Consider the following 292-nt stretch of genomic DNA (forward strand, 5'->3'; position numbering starts at 1 on the left):
GTTGGTCACCGTCAGGTCGTCGTTGGCAAAGCCGGTCACCGCCTCGGTGAACGTGATCGTCACGAGCGTCGTTTCGCCGACGGTCAGCGCGCCGTCCGCGACCACGATGGTCGCATCTGGGCGGATCGTGTCGATCGCGAAGCTGTTCGAACTGGTGCTGCCGGCGCCAGGGCTGCCGCCGCCGGCGAACACGCCGGTGTTGTCGAGCGTGATCAGGTTGGCCGGGTTGGCCACGCCCGCAGTCGGGGTGAACGTGGCGCTCCAGGTGACCCCGCCATCGGCGCTCGCAACG

1 protein-coding gene is annotated in these 292 nt (G+C 68.8%); it reads right to left on the reverse strand.

Annotated features, from left to right (window positions below):
- A partial coding sequence (locus tag C7C56_RS29145) for an Ig-like domain-containing protein (protein ID WP_181373350.1) occupies window positions 1–292 on the reverse strand: 292 nt, incomplete at both ends.

The organism is Massilia glaciei, from assembly GCF_003011895.2.
Taxonomy (GTDB): domain Bacteria; phylum Pseudomonadota; class Gammaproteobacteria; order Burkholderiales; family Burkholderiaceae_D; genus Telluria_A; species Telluria_A glaciei.